10 protein-coding genes, 1 pseudogene and 1 riboswitch are annotated in these 14,137 nt (G+C 68.5%); of the genes and pseudogenes, 3 read left to right on the top strand and 8 right to left on the bottom strand.

Annotated features, from left to right (window positions below; translation table 11 throughout):
• Positions 1-2 precede the first annotated feature (2 nt).
• From ACFWBQ_RS36265 to rlmN, 3 genes are all read right to left on the bottom strand, one after another.
• Positions 3-1,616, bottom strand: a complete 1,614-nt coding sequence (locus ACFWBQ_RS36265; RefSeq protein ID WP_385507577.1) for an ABC transporter permease — start codon at positions 1,614-1,616, stop codon at positions 3-5.
• A 44-nt stretch (positions 1,617-1,660) separates the two neighbouring features.
• The gene (locus ACFWBQ_RS36270) at positions 1,661-2,758 is read right to left on the bottom strand and encodes a thiamine ABC transporter substrate binding subunit (RefSeq protein ID WP_385507525.1); all 1,098 of its coding nucleotides are present in this window, start codon (positions 2,756-2,758) and stop codon (positions 1,661-1,663) included.
• A 72-nt stretch (positions 2,759-2,830) separates the two neighbouring features.
• A riboswitch (TPP riboswitch) is annotated at positions 2,831-2,947 on the bottom strand.
• An 89-nt stretch (positions 2,948-3,036) separates the two neighbouring features.
• Positions 3,037-4,143 carry a 23S rRNA (adenine(2503)-C(2))-methyltransferase RlmN gene (rlmN, locus tag ACFWBQ_RS36275; protein WP_385507528.1) on the bottom strand — a complete coding sequence of 369 codons (1,107 nt, stop codon included), beginning with the start codon at positions 4,141-4,143 and terminating at the stop codon, positions 3,037-3,039.
• Positions 4,144-4,547: 404 nt separating this feature from the next.
• On the opposite strand from rlmN, the gene ACFWBQ_RS36280 reads away from it, so the two are divergent.
• Complete coding sequence (locus tag ACFWBQ_RS36280) at positions 4,548-5,474, top strand: TrmB family transcriptional regulator (protein WP_385507529.1); 927 nt, start codon at positions 4,548-4,550, stop codon at positions 5,472-5,474.
• A gap of 175 nt (positions 5,475-5,649) precedes the next feature.
• Positions 5,650-8,322, top strand: coding sequence for a S8 family serine peptidase (locus ACFWBQ_RS36285; RefSeq protein ID WP_385507532.1), 2,673 nt, complete (start codon positions 5,650-5,652; stop codon positions 8,320-8,322).
• 304 nt (positions 8,323-8,626) lie between these two features.
• Here ACFWBQ_RS36285 and ACFWBQ_RS36290 read toward each other — a convergent pair whose 3' ends face one another.
• From ACFWBQ_RS36290 to rpsB, 5 genes are all read right to left on the bottom strand, one after another.
• Positions 8,627-9,715 carry a phosphatidate cytidylyltransferase gene (locus ACFWBQ_RS36290; protein ID WP_385507534.1) on the bottom strand — a complete coding sequence of 363 codons (1,089 nt, stop codon included), beginning with the start codon at positions 9,713-9,715 and terminating at the stop codon, positions 8,627-8,629.
• The gene (gene frr, locus ACFWBQ_RS36295; protein ID WP_385507536.1) at positions 9,715-10,272 is read right to left on the bottom strand and encodes a ribosome recycling factor; all 558 of its coding nucleotides are present in this window, start codon (positions 10,270-10,272) and stop codon (positions 9,715-9,717) included. Before frr ends, ACFWBQ_RS36290 begins: the two co-directional genes overlap by 1 nt.
• Before the next feature lie 115 nt (positions 10,273-10,387).
• On the bottom strand, positions 10,388-11,164 hold the full coding sequence (gene pyrH, locus ACFWBQ_RS36300) for a UMP kinase (protein ID WP_385507539.1): 777 nt from the start codon (positions 11,162-11,164) through the stop codon (positions 10,388-10,390).
• A gap of 158 nt (positions 11,165-11,322) precedes the next feature.
• The gene (tsf, locus tag ACFWBQ_RS36305; protein WP_385507542.1) at positions 11,323-12,159 is read right to left on the bottom strand and encodes a translation elongation factor Ts; all 837 of its coding nucleotides are present in this window, start codon (positions 12,157-12,159) and stop codon (positions 11,323-11,325) included.
• A 101-nt stretch (positions 12,160-12,260) separates the two neighbouring features.
• On the bottom strand, positions 12,261-13,214 hold the full coding sequence (gene rpsB, locus ACFWBQ_RS36310) for a 30S ribosomal protein S2 (RefSeq protein WP_385507544.1): 954 nt from the start codon (positions 13,212-13,214) through the stop codon (positions 12,261-12,263).
• Between the two features lie 274 nt (positions 13,215-13,488).
• Between rpsB and ACFWBQ_RS36315 the strand changes: the two are divergent.
• A pseudogene (locus ACFWBQ_RS36315) lies at positions 13,489-14,079 on the top strand (murein hydrolase activator EnvC family protein); the annotation flags it as partial.
• Between the last annotated feature and the right edge of the window lie 58 nt (positions 14,080-14,137).

Here is a 14,137-nt window from a genome sequence, read left to right on the forward strand (position 1 = left end):
CTCTAGAACTCCCCGGATCGGTCGGTGCGGATTCGTTCGAGCAGGAGCAGCGACGCCGCGCAGACGAGCATCAGGATCGTGCTGAGTGCCATCGCCTGCCCGTAGTTGAGCTCCCCGGACCGCCCCAGCAGCCGGGCCACGGCAACCGGCAGTGTGGGGTTGTCGGGGCGTGCGATGAACACGGTCGCGCCGAACTCACCGAGCGACACGGCGAACGCGAAGCCCGCGGCCACGAGCAGCGCCCGGCGCACCAGCGGCAGATCGACTTCGCGCCAGGCCCGCAGCGGCGAGGCACCGAGCACCGCCGCCGCCTCCCGCAGCCGGTCGTCGACCGCGCGCAGGACGGGCAGCATCGTCCGCACGACGAAGGGGACGCCCACCAGCGCCTGGGCGAGCGGAACGAGAATCCAGGACGTCCGCAGGTCCAGCGGCGGCTCGTCGAGCGTGATCAGGAAGCCGAAGCCGACGGTGACCGCGGACACCCCGAGCGGCAGCATCAGCAGCGCGTCGAAGCCGCGCACCAACGGTCCCGCCCGCCTCGTGAGGGCCGCCGCGGCGAGACCGCCGATCGCGAGTGCGATCAGGGTCGCGACCAACGCGTACCCCAACGAGTTCCAGATGGCTTCCAGCGGCGGGACCAGGAAGGTGGAGCCGCTCGCATCGGCGGACTGCAGGGCGCGGTAGAAGCCGAAGCCATAACCGCCGGAGGTGTCCAGGGAGCGTTCCACCAGCACACCGAGCGGCACCACGATGAGCAGCGCGACAGTCAGCAGTACCCCGCCGAGCAGCGCCCGCTGCCCGGCCCCGCGCGGTCGGCGGGCGGTCTGCGCCGGGTCGACGAGCTTCAGCGCGGTCTCCCGGCGCCGTACGGTCCACGCGTGTACGGCGAGGATCCCGCCGACCGCGGCGAACTGCACCAGGGTCAGCACGGCGGCCGTCGGCAGATCGAGCAGCTGGGCGGTCTGCCGGTAGATCTCCACCTCCAGCGTGGAGTACGCAGGACCGCCGAGGATCTGGACGACTCCGAAGGAGGTGAACGTGAAGAGGAAGACCATCAGGGCCGCTGCGGCCACGGCCGGGGCCAGCGCGGGCAGGGTCACCCGCCGCCAGGCCGCGAGGCGTCCGGCGCCGAGCACCCGGGCAGCCTCCTCCTGACGGGGGTCGAGCTGCGACCACAGGCCGCCGACGGTCCGTACGACGACCGCGTAGTTGAAGAAGACGTGCGCGAGGAGGATCGCCCACACCGTGGTGTCGAGCCGGACGCCCCACAGCTCGTCGAGGAATCCGCCACGTCCCAGCAGGGCCAGGAACGCCGTACCCACGACGACGGTCGGCAGGACGAACGGCACGGTCACGACGGCACGCAGCAGTTGCTTGCCGGGGAAGTCGAACCGGGCGAAGACATAGGCGCCCGGCAGCGCGATCAGCAGGGTGAGCGCGGTCGACGCGAGGGCCTGCCAGGTGGTGAACCAGAGGACGTCGAGGATGTCCGGCCGGCTCAGCACCTCGCCGATCCGGCCGAACTGCCAGACGCCGTCCGCCTTCAGCCCCCGTCCGACGATCGCGACGACGGGGTAGGCGAAGAACAGCGCGAAGAACGCGACGGGCACGGCCATGAGCCCGAGCCGCACCGCGTTCCCCCTCCACGAGGGCCGAGCGGCTACTTCACGACGAGCGAGGACCACGACTGGACCCACTGCTCACGGTTCTTGGCGATCTTCTCCGGGTCCACCGTCGCCGGCTTGTCGACCGTCGCACCGAACTTCGTGAAGAGTTCCGGCAGCGCCGCGTCCTTCGCGACCGGGTTCACGAACATGTTCAGCGGCATGTCCTCCTGGAACTGCTTGCTGATGAGGAAGTCCAGCAGCACCTTGCCGCCCGCCTCGTTCTTCGCACCGTTCAGCAGGCCGGCGAATTCGATCTGGCGGAAGCAGGTTCCGGTGGCGACACCGGTCGGTGCCTCGGTGGGCTGCGGCTCCGCGTACAGCACCTCGACGGGCGGGCTGGAGGCGTACGAGACGACGAGCGGCCGGTCGGCCTCGGTCTTCTTGCCGCCCGCGGAGCCGGAGAACTCCTCGTTGTACGCCTGCTCCCAGCCGTCGACGACCTTGACGCCGTTGCTCTTCAGCTTCTTCCAGTAGTCCTGGTAGCCACTCTCGCCGTAGGTGGCGACGGTGCCGAGGAGGAAGCCGAGGCCGGGCGAGGAGGTCGCGGCGTTCTCGGTGACGAGAAGGTTCTTGTACGCGGGCTTCAGCAGGTCGTCGAACGACTGCGGCGGCGCGAGCTTCTTGTCGGCGAAGTACTTCTTGTCGTAGTTGACGCAGATGTCGCCGGTGTCGACGGGCGTGACCCGGTGCTTGTCCGCGTCCAGCTGGGTGTCGGCCGCAACGCGGTCGAGGCCCTTCGCCTCGTACGGCGTGAACAGTCCGTTGTCCAGGGCACGGGAGAGCAGCGTGTTGTCGACGCCGAAGAACACATCTCCGCGGGGGGAGCCCTTGGTCAGGATCTCCTGGTTGAGCGCGGCACCGGCGTCACCGCTCTTCAGCACCTTGACCGTGTATCCGGTCTCCTTGGTGAACGCCTTCAGAACCGCGTCCGAGGCGTTGAAGGAGTCGTGGCTGACGAGGGTCACGGTCTTGGAACCCTTGGAGTTCCCGGAACCGGAGGCGTCGCCCTCGGATCCGCCGCAGCCCGCGAGCACGGTGACGCCGAGCGCGGCGGCAAGCGCCGTCGCGGCGCACTTCGTGGTGGTGTTCATGGTGATTCCTCCTGGAGGTGACCAGGAAGAGACGCGGCCCTGCCCGCTCGGTGAGCGGGCAGGGCGCAACAGCTTGAGTAAGGTCCGAACTTCCTACCCGGAATGACCCGGGCGAGGTTCAGAGGGTCTGCGGCCGACCTGTCCTCGGTGCCGCACTCTCAGCGCTGTGGCGCTCCCCTGTCGGAATATGAAGTTGATTTTCGGACCAGGCTACACCGGCGCGATCAAGCCGGTGCACCGCCTGTACCGGGCCGCCGTACCGCCGGTAGCGGTCGGTCTCAGCGCTCGGAGGCCGCGAGCTGTCCGCAGGCACCGTCGATCTCCTGACCACGGGTGTCACGGACCGTGACGGGCACACCATGAGCGGCGATAGCCTCGACGAACGCCTTCTCGTCCTCGGGCCGCGAGGCGGTCCACTTGGACCCGGGCGTCGGGTTCAGCGGGATGAGGTTGACGTGCACACGCTTACCCTTGAGCAGTCGGCCGAGCCGGTCGCCCCGCCATGCCTGGTCGTTGATGTCACGGATCAGCGCGTACTCGATGGAGATACGGCGGCCGGACTTGTCCGCGTACTCCCACGCCGCGTCCAGCACCTCCCGGACGTTCCAGCGCGTGTTCACGGGGACGAGGGTGTCGCGCAGCTCGTCGTCCGGGGCGTGCAGCGAGACGGCGAGACGGCATTTGAAGCCCTCGTCGGCGAAGCGCAGCATGGCCGGCACCAGGCCCACCGTGGACACGGTGATCCCGCGCTGCGAGAGCCCGAGGCCGTCCGGGTCCGGATCCGTCAGCCGTCGGATCGCTCCGACCACCCGCTTGTAGTTGGCCAGGGGCTCACCCATGCCCATGAAGACGATGTTGGACAGCCGCGCGGGCCCGCCCGGAACATCACCGTCGCGCAGCGCCCGCATTCCGTCCACGATCTGGTGCACGATCTCGGCGGTCGAGAGGTTCCGGTCGAGGCCGGCCTGCCCGGTCGCACAGAACGGGCAGTTCATCCCGCACCCGGCCTGCGACGAGATGCACATCGTCACCCGCTCCGGATACCGCATGAGGACGGACTCGACGAGCGTCCCGTCGTGCAGCTTCCAGAGCGTCTTACGGGTGGTGTCGTCGTCACAGCTGATGTGGCGCACCACGGACATCAGGTCGGGGAAAAGCGCCTCGGCGAGCTTGTCCCGCGAACCGGCCGGGATGTTGTTCCACTGGGCCGGGTCGTGCGCGTACCGCGCGAAGTAGTGCTGCGACAGCTGCTTGGCGCGGAAGGGCTTCTCGCCGATCGCGGCGACTGCTTCCTTGCGCTCGTCGGGCGTGAGGTCGGCGAGGTGCCGCGGCGGCTGCTTGGCTCCGCGGGGCGCGACAAACTGGAGTTCTCCGGGCTTAGGCATGGTTCCTCCAGTGTCGCAGACACGCCGTGGTACCAGAGGTCGTCGCCGGACCGGGTGCAGTGGGGCGCGACGGCGTCCGGTCGCTGTCGGCCGACGTCGGCGGCCCTGTGACGGCTCACGGACCGTCCCGGCCGTGGGTAGGACCGTGACCGATCGCACGGAAGAGGGCAGCTGTATGCGGTGCGGCCACCCCCACCATAAATCGAACACACATATGGATTTTGCGTCCGTGCCCGACCTCACCCGCCCCATGGGTGCAAGTTACACGTATCACCTGCGACCACTGAGATAAAAGTGGATCTCACTCGCTTGCGGCGCCGGTTGCAGCGATAACCTGCGGCCAGCGGTCCGTCCTTACCGGCTGGTCACTTGTCCGCACCCATCTATCTGCGCCGGGGGTTGAAATGTTCGAGGGCCTCGGGATCGGACCCGACCAGGAACAGGTGTACGTGACGCTCGTCGCCCGGCCTGCGGCCGACGCACGAGAACTGGCCGATCGCACCGGCCTCCTCGAACCGGATGTCGAGCAGGTCCTCGCCGAGCTGGAACTCAAGGGCCTGGTGACGAGTCACCCCGGGCAGCGGCACGGCCTGAGGGCCGCCCCGCCGGACATCAATCTGAGCCTGATAGCGCTGCAGCGCATGGACGACGTACGCAAGGCGCAACTCGCCATTGCCCAGCTGACCCAGAACTACCGGGGCGACGGCCCAGGAGCCGGCACCGCCGAATCGGTCGAGGTCATCGAGGGCGGGGACGCGATCGCGGAGCGGTACGCCCAGGTCCAGCGGGCCGCCCGCGAGGAGGTCCTTTCCCTCATGAGCAGTCCCGTGATGGCCGTCCCCGCCTCCGCCAACACCGGCCAGCGGGATGCCATGCGCGCGGGAGTGCGATACCGGTCCGTCTACGAGAGGGACTCACTGGACCTGGAAAAGTCGGACACTCCGCTACTGCTCGAGGAATGGGTCGAGTTGGGCGAGGAAATGCGAATCTCAGTGGACATTCCACTGAAAATTTCCATTATCGACAGGAAACTCGCTTTCCTTGCATCGAGGGAGTACCTGTCCGGCGAACCGACCGCCCTGGTGGTGCGCAACAGCGCCCTGCTGGACGCCCTCGGCTGGATCTTCGACAGGGTCTGGGAGTCCGCCCTCCCGCTCCCTGTCGCGCTGGCGGCGCGGGGCGGCGAAGGGCCCTTGGCCGCCGACGACCGGCATCAGCAGGACGTGAGCCTGCGCACCGTCCAACGGCGGGTCCAGCGACTGCTCGCCCTCGCCGGGGCGCAGAGCCGGGTGCAGCTCGGCTGGCAGGCCGCGCGCCGCAACTGGATCTGAAACACGGCGCATACGGGCCGGAAACCTCCCTGACCTCTGGGGAGGGGATCGCCGCACGAACCCTTGGCGTTTCTACGACAAGACATCAAACCGCCACGTCCAGTGGCTGATCGGCGGGTTCCCCGGGTGGCACGGTGTCGCTATTCGACACGCCCCTTGAAACAAAAGGAACCTGATGTTCCGTCGCAGACCCCTCTCTTCGTACACGCCCATGCGGACCGCAGCCGCCATAGCCGCCGTCCTGGCCGTCGCCGGCGTGCCCCTGATCTCCGTACCGGCAAGCGCGGACACCGCGAACGCGCAGTCCGCCACTGTTGACAAGCTCGGCGACCACGACCGGGCACTGATAGCCACGTACGCGAAGCAGCACCGGGCCCGCAGCTTTCTCGCCCGTGCCGAGCAGGCGGTCCCCGACTTCGTCACCCTGATGCTGGCCGTCAAGGACGGCCGTGCGGAGGAGACGGGCCAGGCCCTGACCGACCTCGGTGCCGTGGTCACCAGGACCGACTCCGAGATCGGCTACGTCAAGGTCAACGTGCCGTTCGCCGACGTCGACAAGGTCCTCGCACTCGACAGTGTGCTGCGGGTGGACGCCGACGAGCGCCTCGCGCTGGAGGACACCCGGGCCGATTCCTCCGGGACGGACGCTCCCGGGCGGCCTGCAGGCGGCTCGGACGGTCTCCCCGCGGCACCGTCCGCGAAGACACGCGACGACAACCCGTACATGCCGACCAATGAGACCGGGTCCGTCGACTTCAAGGACGAACACCGCACCTATGACGGCCGGGGCGTGACCATCGGCATCATTGACAGCGGGATCGACCCGACCCATCCTGCGCTGGCCAGAACTACGACCGGTGAGCGCAAGCTGGTGGACACGGTCACCGCCACCGACCCCAATAACTTCGTCGACCTGCTCTTCGACCGCACCTGGAGGAACTTCACCGCGACCAGCGTCGTCACGGAGCCGACCGTCGTCAGGAACGGCGTCACCTGGACGATGCCGGCCGGCGAGGACCTGCGCCTGAACACCCGGATACTCAGCGCGACCAGCTACGTCGACCCCGCCCTCGCGGGCAGCCACCAGGGCACGGTGTACCGCCCCTCGGACGGTGCCATTTTCGTGGACACCGACTTCGACCACGTCTTCTCCGAGGACGAGCTGATCCGGCCCTACAAGGTCGCCCACGAGATCGGCTACATCGGCACCGACAACCCGGACACCGAGCTCAACGAGCGGCAGCCGTTCACCGTCGAGTTCAGGCAGTTCTCCGCGACGTTCTCCGGCGTGAACATCAACACGATCGACGCGGCCCACGGTACCCACGTCGCCGGAATCACCGCCGCCCATGGGATGTTCGGCGGCAGGATGGACGGCCAGGCACCCGGCGCCAAGCTGGTCTCGGCGCGGGCCTGCTCCGACGCCGGCGGCTGTTCCAGCGCCGCCCTCACCGACGGCATGATCGACCTCGCCACCAACCACGGTGTGGACGTCATCAACATGTCCATCGGCTCCCTCCCCGCCCTCAACGACGGCCAGAGCGCCAGATCGCTGCTCTACAACCGCCTGATCGACGAGACCGGCGTCCAGATGTTCATATCCGCCGGCAACTCCGGCTCCGGCACCAACACCCTCGGGGACCCGACTGCCGCCGACAAGGTGGTCAGCGTCGGCGCCGCGGTCTCCAGAGAGACGTGGTGGTCCAACTACGCCTCCGAGGTGGGGTTCAAGGACGGCATCTTCCCCTTCTCCTCGCGCGGCCCGCGTGAGGACGGCGCCATGAAGCCCGACATCACCGCACCGGGCTCGGCCGTCTCCCCCACCCCGGACTGGATCGCCAGCAGCTCCGTCCCCGAGACCGGCTACACGCTGCCGGCCGGCTACTCCATGATGAACGGCACCTCGATGTCCTCCCCGCAGGCCACCGGTGCCGCGGCGCTCCTGCTGGGCGCCGCCAAGCGGGCGGGCGTCAGCGCCACCCCGGCCGAGCTGCGCAGGGCCATCTACTCCTCGGCCGACTACAACCGCGACGTGGACGCCATCGCCCAGGGCAACGGCCAGTTCGACGTCGAGAAGGCGTGGAGTTTCCTGCACAAGGGCGTCTCCACCAGTGAGGACGTCAGCGTCTCCGCGCCGGTCTGCACCGTGCTCTCCCAGAAGCTGATCACTCCCCACGCAGGCAACGGCCTGTTCAACAGCTGCGCCCCGGGCAGCGGCGGCCAGGGCGTCGGCGAGTCCCGTACGTACGACGTCACCCTGACCCGAACCGGCGGCAAGGACGGCGCCCAGTCCTACGACCTCGGCCTCAAGGGCAATGACGGCACCTTCTCCGCGCCCAGGCGCGTCACCCTGGAGAAGGACGTCCCGACGGTGATCAAGGTGACCGCCGATTCCAAGAAGCAGGGCACCCACAGCGCCGTCCTGACCATCGACAACGACCGCACCCGCGGCGTCGAGCAGTCCACGCTCCTGACCGTCGAGGCGGCCACCCCGTTGACCGCGGAGACCACGTGGTCGGCCGAGGGCAGCGTGAACCGCAACGAGACCGTCCACTACACCGTGGCCGTTCCGGCCGGCACCACGAGCCTGACCGTGAACCTCTCGGGCCTCACCGACGGCAGTCAGACGCGCTGGTGGGCCTTCACCCCCGAGGGCCTCAGCGGCGAGACGGCCGCCGCCGGCACGACCTTCTGCTACGCCGGCTACCTCGACGGCAACGGCTGCGCCCCGGCCACCCGCACCTACACCAACCCCAAGCCGGGCGTGTGGGAGTTCGTGGTCGAGGCTCGCCGCACCAGCCCTCAGCTGAGCAACCCCTTCCACCTGGAGTCGTCCATCACCCAGTGACCGGGTGATACCCACCGGACCGGCTGAGGGCCACCCGCCCTCAGCCGGTCCTTTGCGTGGAACGACGCAGGGCACCGCCCACAAGGTTTCCGAGCCGAAGGTCCGGGGCCACCAGGAACCCCCGAATGGCCGAGGCCTTCCGGTTCGTCCCTCCGTGCTCGGCGGGCGCGCCCCTGCCCGTTCCCGGCCGGGTTCTCCGGGCTCAGTCCTGTCACAGACAGACGAGTGAGGGCCCGCCGCCCCGTGGGCAACGGACCCTCACTCGAAGGAATCGCAGGTCAAGCGGTGTCCATAGGGAGTCGGATCAGCCGGATCCGACGAACAGCACCAGCAGCAGCCAGACCACCGGCGCGGTCGGCAGCAGCGAGTCGAGCCGGTCCATGATGCCGCCGTGGCCCGGCAGCAGTGTGCCCATGTCCTTGATCCCGAGATCCCGCTTGATCATGGACTCGCCCAGGTCGCCGAGGGTGGCGCTGGCGGCGACTGCGAGGCCCAGCAGCAGACCCTGCCACCAGCTGCCGTCGTCGATCAGGAACTGCATGCACAGCGCTCCGGCGACCATCGCGAAACCGATCGCGCCGAACAGGCCCTCGCGAGTCTTCCCCGGGCTGATGCGAGGTGCGAGCTTGTGCGTGCCGAAGCGCCAGCCGACGGCGTACGCACCGGTGTCGGCGACCACGGTGAGCAGCAGGAAGGTCAGCACCCGCCACGGACCGTCGTCCGCGGTGAGCATCATCGCGACGAACGTCGCCAGGAACGGCACGTAGAACACGGCGAAGACCCCGGCCGTGACGTCCTTGAGGTAGCCCTCGGGCGACTCGGTCATCCGCCAGACGAGCACCGCGAGCGCGGTGAGTGCCATGGCGACCCAGGCGCCCTCCGCGTCCCGCACGTAGCCGGCGACGACCATGGCGGCGCCTCCGACGGCGAGCGGCACGAGGGGGGCGTTGATCCCCTTGCGCTCCTTGAGGCGTGAGGTGAGCTCCCAGAGCCCGACCACCACCGCCAGCACGACCACACCGACGAAGACGGCCTTGACGACGAAGAGCGAACCGGCGACGACCAAGCCGAGTCCGAGGCCGACCCCTATGGCAGCGCGCAGATCACGCCCTGCTCGCTTCTTCTGCGGCGGGGACGACGGCAACGGGGTGGACATGGGCTCCTGCGGCTTCTCGTCACGGAACAGGGGGCCGCTGACGCGCGCGGCTTCCCTGTCCCGGTTGTCGCGGTCGTCTGCGTCTCTACCTGCATCGGGAACGTCCGGCACGATGGGCATGGGCCGAGTCTGCTGGGCGCCGTACACATCGTGGGCAGGACCCGCCGGAGCGGCCCCCATCTCGGGCGCACCCCAGTAGCCGGCTCCCTGCGGGGCGCCCCAGGAAGAGTCGTTCATCAGACTGCGAGCAGCTCGGCTTCCTTGTGCTTGAGCAGCTCGTCCACCTGTGCGACGTACTTCGCAGTGGTGTCGTCGAGCTCCTTCTCCGCGCGGCGGACCTCGTCCTCGCCGGACTCCTTGTCCTTGACGAGCTTGTCGAGCGACTCCTTGGCCTTGCGGCGGATGGAGCGGATCGAGATCTTGGAGTCCTCGGCCTTGGTCTTGGCGACCTTGATGTACTCCTTGCGGCGGTCCTGCGTGAGCTCGGGGAACGTCACACGGATGATATTGCCGTCGTTGCTCGGGTTGACGCCGAGGTCGGAGTCGCGGATCGCCTGCTCGATGTTGCGCAGCGCGGTCTTGTCGAACGGAGTCACCACTGCCATGCGCGGCTCGGGAACCGAGAACGAGGCCAGCTGGTTGATCGGGGTCAGCGCGCCGTAGTAATCGGCGACGATCTTGTTGAACATCGCCGGGTGCGCCCGGCCGGTACGGATCGCCGCAAAGTCCTCTTTGGCGACCACGACGGCCTTCTCCATCTTCTCCTCGGCCTCGAGGAGGATTTCTTCGATCACCACGTGCTCCTGCGTGTCTTGAGTGGACCCGGCATCGTCGGGCCCTGCGGATCCTGCGTCGCGTCCTCACCTGCACGGTGTCCGACCGGCAGGCCGTTGTCCATCCTTTGGGCCGTCAGGCCCGGGTGCTCTCGCCACTCACGAGCGTGCCGATCTTCTCACCCTTGACCGCGCGGGCAATATTGCCCGCCGTGGTCAGCTCGAAGACGAGGATCGGGAGCTGATTGTCGCGGCAGAGCGTGATGGCGGTGGCATCGGCGACCTTGAGGTCACGTGCGAGCACCTCGCTGTACTCCAGCGCGTCGAACTTCACCGCGCCCGGGTTGTTCTTCGGGTCGGAGTCGTAGACGCCGTCCACCCCGTTCTTGCCCATCAGCAGCGCCTGCGCCTCGATCTCGAGGGCGCGCTGGGCCGCGGTGGTGTCGGTGGAGAAGTACGGCATGCCCATGCCGGCGCCGAAGATGACGACGCGTCCCTTCTCCAGGTGCCGTACGGCACGGAGCGGGATGTACGGCTCCGCGACCTGACCCATGGTGATGGCGGTCTGGACGCGTGAGTCGATGCCTTCCTTCTCCAGGAAGTCCTGCAGCGCCAGGCAGTTCATGACCGTGCCGAGCATGCCCATGTAGTCGGACCGTGCCCGGTCCATGCCGCGCTGCTGGAGCTCGGCGCCACGGAAGAAGTTGCCACCGCCGATGACGACCGCGATCTCCGCGCCGTCCCGTACGACCGCGGCGATCTCGCGGGCAATGGCGTGCACGACATCGGGGTCGACACCGAGGCCCCCACCACCGGCGAACGCCTCGCCGGACAGCTTCAGCATGAAGCGACCGGAAATCTTGCCGTCGTCGCGCTTGTGGTCACCCTGGGGGGCGTCTGCGTCCTTGTTCATGGAGATTCTCCTCGTACACATACGAAGAAGGCCATTGCCGTGGGTCCGGTGTCCCTCAGCGGCAATGGCCTCCTCGTCAGTTCTGCGGTCGTCCGGCATGAGTGCGGCCGACGACTGCACCAGACCCTATCGGGGTCCGCCGTTGTTCGCGGACGGACTCAGATGCCGACCTTGATGCGCGCGAAGCGCTTCAGGCTGACACCGGCCTCGTCCAGGACCTTCTGGACGGACTTCTTGGCATCCTTGGCGAACGCCTGCTCCAGGACGACGACGTCCTTGAAGAAGCCGTTGACGCGACCCTCGACGATCTTGGGGAGGGCGGCCTCGGGCTTGCCCTCCTCACGCGAGGTGGCCTCGGCGACACGGCGCTCGTTCTCGACCGTCTCGGCGGGGACCTCGTCGCGGTTGAGGTACTTGGGGGCGAAGGCAGTGATGTGCTGCGCGACGTCCTTGGCCACCTCGGCGTTGGGCTTGTCCAGCTCGACCAGCACGCCGACCTGCGGCGGGAGATCGGGCATCGTGCGGTGCATGTACGCAGCCACGTAACCGCCGGTGAACTGCGCGAAGCGGTCCAGGACGATCTTCTCGCCGAGGTTGGCGTTGGCCTCGTCCACGTACGCCTGGACCGTCTTGCCGGGCTCGATCTCCGAGGCGAGGAGCGCCTCGATGTCGGCCGGGGAGGTCGCGGCGACGTGCGCGGCGAGCGTGTTGGCGACGGTCTGGAACTTCTCGCCCTTGGCGACGAAGTCCGTCTCGCACTTCAGCTCGAGCAGGACGCCGGAGGTCTTGTCCTCGGAGATGAGGGAGACGACGGCACCGTTCTCGGCAGAACGGCCTTCGCGCTTGGCGACGCCCTTCTGGCCCTTGATACGGAGCGCCTCGACGGCGCCGTCGACGTTGCCGTCGGCCTCGTCGAGCGCCTTCTTGCAGTCCATCATGCCGGCGCCGGTGAGCTCGCGGAGCTTCTTGACGTCAGCGGCGGTGTAGTTCGCCATGAGTCTGTTTCTCTCTCGAAGTCTGAAAGATCTACGGGTGAACGGCGGGGGCGGTGCCTGCGCACCGGCCCCCGCCGTCATTCAGCCGTGACTGACGGGTGTCAGGCCTGCTCGTCCGTGGCCGGAGCCTCGGCGGCGGGGGCCTCCGCGGCCGGAGCCTCGGCAACCGGAGCCTCGGCGGCCGGGGTCTCGGCCTCCTCGGCAGCGGCGACGGCCGGCTCGGCGTCGGCGGCCTTCTCGGTCTCGGCGGAGGACTGAACCTCGGCGTCGTCCTTCTTGTCGCCCTCGAGCAGGTCTCGCTCCCACTCGGCGAGGGGCTCGCCGACGGCCTTCTCGCCCGGCTTCGAGTCACGGGTCGCGGCACCGGAACGGGCGATGAGGCCCTCGGCGACGGCGTCGGCGATCACACGGGTGAGCAGGGTGACGGAGCGGATCGCGTCGTCGTTGCCCGGAATCTTGTAGTCGACCTCGTCGGGGTCGCAGTTGGTGTCGAGGATCGCGACGACCGGGATGTGGAGCTTGCGCGCCTCACCGACGGCAATGTGCTCCTTCTTGGTGTCGACGATCCAGACGGCGCTCGGCACCTTCTGCATCTCGCGGATACCACCGAGGGTCTTCTCCAGCTTGGTCTTCTCGCGGGAGAGAACCAGGAGCTCCTTCTTGGTGAGGCCGGAGGCGGCCACGTCCTCGAAGTCGACGAGCTCGAGCTCCTTCAGACGCTGAAGGCGCTTGTAGACGGTGGAGAAGTTGGTGAGCATGCCACCGAGCCAACGCTGGTTGACGTACGGCATGCCGACGCGCGTCGCCTGCTCGGCGATGGCCTCCTGGGCCTGCTTCTTCGTACCCACGAACATGATGGAGCCGCCGTGGGCGACGGTCTCCTTGACGAACTCGTAGGCGCGGTCGATGTACGACAGCGACTGGAGCAGGTCGATGATGTAGATGCCGTTGCGCTCGGTGAAGATGAAGCGCTTCATCTTCGGGTTCCAGCGACGGGTCTGGTGACCGAAGTGGACGCCGCTTTCCAGCAGCTCCCGCATCGTGACGACGGCCATGGCCGTACTCCTTGAGGTGCTCGGTTATCGCGACCGCAGGTTTGCTGTCGCGCCTGACGCCCCGACGCGCCGTGCCACGAGGGACCGAGGAGCGCGGCCACCTCCATAGAGGGAGGTGGCGGGGCGTGCGAAGTCGACCCGGTGACCCGGATCGCCAAAAGAAGTGTACGGGACCCGTCGAGTGCCGGGTGACGGCGATGTCCACAACCCGTCGACTGTCCACAGATCCGGTCCATGATCCCCGCGGAACCGCCCACCGGGAGATCGTTCCGCCATGTACCGCACTTCTGAAGCGACCGTACGCCGGATCCGCGCTGTCCTGCCGCCGGTCCTGCTGCCCGTGCTGTGCGCGCTGTGCGCGCTCCTGACCGTGCTGCTGGGACGGTCCGGTGCCTGGGCAGCCCCAGGGCCCGCACCGGAGGGTGACCGTGCCTGGCCGCTCGCGGGCAGGCCTCTGGTGGTACGCGGATGGGAGCCGCCCGCCGGTCCGTACTCGCGGGGCCATCGGGGCGTCGACCTCGCCGCACGGCCGGGCACCCCGGTGCGGGCCGCTGCCCCGGGCCGGGTCTCGTTCGCGGGGCCGGTGGCGGGGCGCGGGGTGATCTCGGTCGAGGTCGCCGGAAGCGGCGAACCGCCGCTGCGCATCACCTACGAACCCGTACGGGCCCGCGTCGCGAAGGGAGACGAGCTCGTTGCGGGCCAGGTGGTCGGAGTGACCGGGCCGGGCCCGTCCCACTGCGCGTCCGGCTGTCTGCACTGGGGGCTTCGGCGGGGGGACGCCTATCTGGATCCGCTGTCGCTGCTTCCCCCGTCACTGCTGCGCCGAGGGCCCTCCCGCCTGCTGCCGGTCTTCGGCGTACCACTGACCGGGCCGGGGCAGAAGCCGCAGTCCGGGACCGTGCCGGTCCTCGGCGTTTCACCGC

The sequence above is a fragment of the Streptomyces sp. NPDC060035 genome (assembly GCF_042736635.1).
Lineage (GTDB): Bacteria > Actinomycetota > Actinomycetes > Streptomycetales > Streptomycetaceae > Streptomyces.

Excerpts from the sequence above, each read along its gene's own strand:
- ACFWBQ_RS36265 (WP_385507577.1), bottom strand. The coding sequence starts at position 1,616 with ATGGCCGTGCCCGTCGCGTTCTTCGCGCTGTTCTTCGCCTACCCCGTC.
- ACFWBQ_RS36270 (WP_385507525.1), bottom strand. The coding sequence starts at position 2,758 with ATGAACACCACCACGAAGTGCGCCGCGACGGCGCTTGCCGCCGCGCTC.
- rlmN (WP_385507528.1), bottom strand. The coding sequence starts at position 4,143 with ATGCCTAAGCCCGGAGAACTCCAGTTTGTCGCGCCCCGCGGAGCCAAG.
- ACFWBQ_RS36280 (WP_385507529.1), top strand. The coding sequence starts at position 4,548 with ATGTTCGAGGGCCTCGGGATCGGACCCGACCAGGAACAGGTGTACGTG.
- ACFWBQ_RS36285 (WP_385507532.1), top strand. The coding sequence starts at position 5,650 with ATGTTCCGTCGCAGACCCCTCTCTTCGTACACGCCCATGCGGACCGCA.
- ACFWBQ_RS36290 (WP_385507534.1), bottom strand. The coding sequence starts at position 9,715 with ATGAACGACTCTTCCTGGGGCGCCCCGCAGGGAGCCGGCTACTGGGGT.
- pyrH (WP_385507539.1), bottom strand. The coding sequence starts at position 11,164 with ATGAACAAGGACGCAGACGCCCCCCAGGGTGACCACAAGCGCGACGAC.
- tsf (WP_385507542.1), bottom strand. The coding sequence starts at position 12,159 with ATGGCGAACTACACCGCCGCTGACGTCAAGAAGCTCCGCGAGCTCACC.
- rpsB (WP_385507544.1), bottom strand. The coding sequence starts at position 13,214 with ATGGCCGTCGTCACGATGCGGGAGCTGCTGGAAAGCGGCGTCCACTTC.